The sequence below is a fragment of the Peribacillus sp. P4_D6 genome (genome assembly GCF_056401795.1).
On record NZ_JBFUIQ010000235.1, the window covers coordinates 1 to 3,495 of the forward strand.

At 35.3% G+C, this 3,495-nt stretch carries 5 protein-coding genes; 4 read left to right on the forward strand and 1 reads right to left on the reverse strand.

Annotated features, from left to right (window positions below):
• On the reverse strand, positions 1-359 hold a 359-nt coding region (locus AC1DVB_RS25995), incomplete at its 3' end, for an FAD-dependent oxidoreductase (protein ID WP_477591674.1).
• Between the two features lie 514 nt (positions 360-873).
• Here AC1DVB_RS25995 and AC1DVB_RS26000 point away from each other — a divergent pair.
• The 4 genes from AC1DVB_RS26000 (at position 874) to AC1DVB_RS26015 (ending at position 3,427) form a co-directional block, all read left to right on the forward strand.
• A complete protein-coding gene (locus AC1DVB_RS26000; RefSeq protein ID WP_477591676.1) occupies positions 874-1,503 on the forward strand; it encodes a CAP domain-containing protein in 630 nt (209 codons plus the stop codon).
• 274 nt (positions 1,504-1,777) lie between these two features.
• Positions 1,778-2,245 carry a helix-turn-helix domain-containing protein gene (locus AC1DVB_RS26005; RefSeq protein WP_454861325.1) on the forward strand — a complete coding sequence of 156 codons (468 nt, stop codon included), beginning with the start codon at positions 1,778-1,780 and terminating at the stop codon, positions 2,243-2,245.
• Positions 2,209-2,658 (forward strand): tetratricopeptide repeat protein, encoded by a 450-nt coding sequence (locus AC1DVB_RS26010; RefSeq protein ID WP_454861326.1) that lies wholly within the window; start codon positions 2,209-2,211, stop codon positions 2,656-2,658. The genes AC1DVB_RS26005 and AC1DVB_RS26010 overlap by 37 nt, the downstream gene beginning before the upstream one ends.
• Positions 2,659-2,827: 169 nt before the next feature.
• On the forward strand, positions 2,828-3,427 hold the full coding sequence (locus AC1DVB_RS26015) for an exonuclease domain-containing protein (RefSeq protein WP_095679515.1): 600 nt from the start codon (positions 2,828-2,830) through the stop codon (positions 3,425-3,427).
• The last annotated feature ends 68 nt before the right edge of the window (positions 3,428-3,495 follow it).

Here is a 3,495-nt window from a genome sequence, read left to right on the forward strand (position 1 = left end):
GTATGACCCGTTTCGATAAATAACTGGGTTTGATTCTCTTTTAGTATCTTTCCATTGATTTTTGTTTTTGGATAGACACGTACTCCTTTCGAAACTGCCTTTTCAATCAATAAATGTACATGTTTATAAGGATTGATTTCAGCATCATTATCTGTAACCAGCGATCCTGCTTTCGAAAACGAAAATTTCCGGTTAATCTCTTTTTCAGTATAATATTCAACAGGGAAATTGCGGGTTTTAAGATTCCTATATTCTTCTTTAAGCTTAGAAACATCCATGGGATTGGATGCATAATACACGCTTTTTCTACTCATTTGAAAACTGTAAAAGTCCAGTATTCGCAACCGTACTTCCTTCACTCGCATCCCTTTTATCGATCAGGAAAAAAAATAGACCAGTCTCTGTCAAAAAATAGGCACAGTGTGCATGAACCGCTTCCTTCTATACAAACATCTCATGGAAGGTCTTCCTCCAACATGGGATATTTTCTCGCTTCAAATGTATCTTTCCACAACACTTTCCCTGCCTTTAAATCCATACAAGCTCCACCCTTGGGATAATTAATTAGTTTCATCCTTTTTAGTTCCATATAACTATATCGTTTTGATGTACTTATTATTTCCCTGAAAAACATGGCCTGCAAACGTAAAATGATTCTTTTTTTCCAGAAATTCAGCATCTCAATTTATCAAATAGACCTATGATTTTCATTTACCATATAATCTGCCAAGTTATATGGACCCTTATTATGTATATTCTTATACTATCCTTTTTCCTAGTCCTATAAAGAATGAGAATGAGCTAATTTTACACAAAACTATTTTTATAGGATACTATATTACCAATCCAGATATTCTACTAGGAGGAATTAAAATGAAGAAAATCATCCTTTTATCAGCACTGTCACTATCACTTCTATCTCCAAAAGTTGCTTTGGGAGCGAATACATACGAGGTGGCAGAAGGAGATACCTTAACGAAAATCGCTTCTGAATATGATGTCAGCATTGACGAATTACTTAAATCGAACTCTGCTATAAACGATGCAAATCAAATTCGAATCGGACAAATCATAAATCTTCCCGAATCATCCATTACCACGGTTAATCGCAAAGAAAGTCAATCAGTTGAACAGCAGGTCCTTAGTTTAGTTAATGAAGAACGGGCAAAATCGGGCCTCCCTTCACTTAAAATGGATACAGCCATTTCCAACGTAGCCATTCTAAAATCTGAAGATATGCGTGATAATAATTATTTCAATCATACAAGCCCCAGTTATGGATCGCCTTTCGATATGATGAAATCCTTTGGGATCAGTTACGAGTACGCAGGGGAAAATATCGCAGCAGGTCAACCTAGTGCGGATGCTGTCATGAAATCATGGATGAACAGCCCCGGACATAAGGCGAATATCCTTAACAAGAACTATACGCACATGGGAATCGGGCATGTAACTGGAGGGAAATACGCCCACTATTGGACCCAACAATTCATTGGAAATTAAATGCTTCAGAGGCGGCAGATTGCCGCCTCTTTTTATTTATTCTTATATTCCAAGTCTAATGATTGCTATTACCTTTCTCACTTTATATCGAAAAGACGTAATTTCAGTTCGATCGCTTCAATAAGAAAACGTTCTTCGTTATTTTTTTGTTGGATGGATACCCAAGGAATAAACGTAAAGTAGTTATACCATACTATCTTTCAATTATCTTACTGATAAAAATTAAATTATGTTAAAATAGAATTCTAGATATAGGTACAAAGGGGCAATTGTAATGAAAATAGAGGTTGGCTCTGTCATCAACGAATTACGAATTAAACAAAATCTTACACGAGAAGAACTGGCTAAGGATATATGTGAACCTAGTGCCCTGTCAGATTATGAAAGAAGCATCACTTCTCCAACCATTGGTGAATTGGCACTTTTTGCGGATAAACTTAAAGTTGACCTGCCGTATTTCTTCACTACCAAAAATGAACCGATCTATAATTACATAGAAACCATTAAACTTTTGATTAACAAATACAAACGCACACGTAATTATGAAGCAATTTATGAAATCATTCAAAAAGAAATGGCAACTGCACCGGAAAAATCGATATCATTTTATCAATTCTTAAAATGGCATGAAGGTATCTCTTTTTTTTATTTGTACAATGACAAACAAAAGGCTATAGAATTATTGAATGAAGCCATGCAGATACCATGGGTAAACGGGTCATTCTTCATCAACAGGAGATAGAAGTTTTAAATAGTAACGGGATCATCCATTTTAAAACGAAGAATTATGAAGAGGCCATCACCATCTTCAATGATGCACTGGAATTTATTGAGAATATTCCCCATGTGAACCAAGAAGGCACCATTATCGTGAAGATCATTCATGGATTAGCACAAACATTGACCGAACTTCATTATTATCAAGAATCATTAAATTATACTCTTAAAGGGATCAACATTTGTAATTCGATAGAATCATTATATTTATATGCGGAACTCCATCTTTTAACTGGGAAGAATCTGGTTCATCTGCAACAACCTGAAGAAGGACTGCACTATATAAAGCAATCCAAAAACATTTTCAGTCTTCAAAAAAACGAAGAATTCGTACAAATTGCCGAACATGAAATGGAAAACATTTTGCACTGCATATGAACATCGATAAAAAAGATAGAGATTGCTTAAAAATCTCTATCTTTTTTTAGTATCGTTAGTTCACCCTTACCTTCAATATTTCAAATCCTTTAAAACGATCATAATGCTTTCAATAGCCATTCTATGTCAGCTATAATAGAAGAATGTAACCCAACTGGAGGAAAAAAAATTGACTAATAGATTAGGTTTAGTACTGGATGTAGAAACAACTGGTTTACGTCCCTCTTCAGATGAAATTATCGAGCTTGCCCTTATACTCTTTACATACAGCAGTGAAACAGGGGAAATCATTAATCTTATTGATCAAGAATCATTTTTAAGGGAGCCTCTCTCCTTTGGAGCAAGAAGGAATTATGATCAAGCATACAGAATTCATGGAATTCCATACAGCTCCGTAGAAGGAAAGAGTTTTCATGATGAAAAAATTAAAACCTTCATTGACCGTACCGATTCGATTTTTGCACATAATGCTTCTTTCGATAGAAGTTTTCTCTACCAAATGTATCCGGAAATCAATGATCAAAAGTGGTACTGTACGATGCGGAATGTACCTTGGAAGCAATATGGATTTGAGAATAGTAAACTCCTAACATTACTGCAGGCACATAATATCACCAATTTTCAAACACATAGGGCCATGGACGATATATCTTACCTAATGGAGCTTATGAGAAAACCAGGTCCTTCTGGCCATCCTTATTTGAAGGATGTCATTGCAAAAAATCCAATGAAGAAATATGCACCTGCTTCCCAAAAAACAAGGGTATAGCCGTTTAAATAATTACTTCATTGTCATGGTGCACCAATGTTTTGTCACAAACAAACCGTGGCCCATTC

Excerpts from the sequence above, each read along its gene's own strand:
- AC1DVB_RS26010 (WP_454861326.1), top strand. The coding sequence starts at position 2,209 with ATGGGTAAACGGGTCATTCTTCATCAACAGGAGATAGAAGTTTTAAAT.
- AC1DVB_RS26005 (WP_454861325.1), top strand. The coding sequence starts at position 1,778 with ATGAAAATAGAGGTTGGCTCTGTCATCAACGAATTACGAATTAAACAA.
- AC1DVB_RS26000 (WP_477591676.1), top strand. The coding sequence starts at position 874 with ATGAAGAAAATCATCCTTTTATCAGCACTGTCACTATCACTTCTATCT.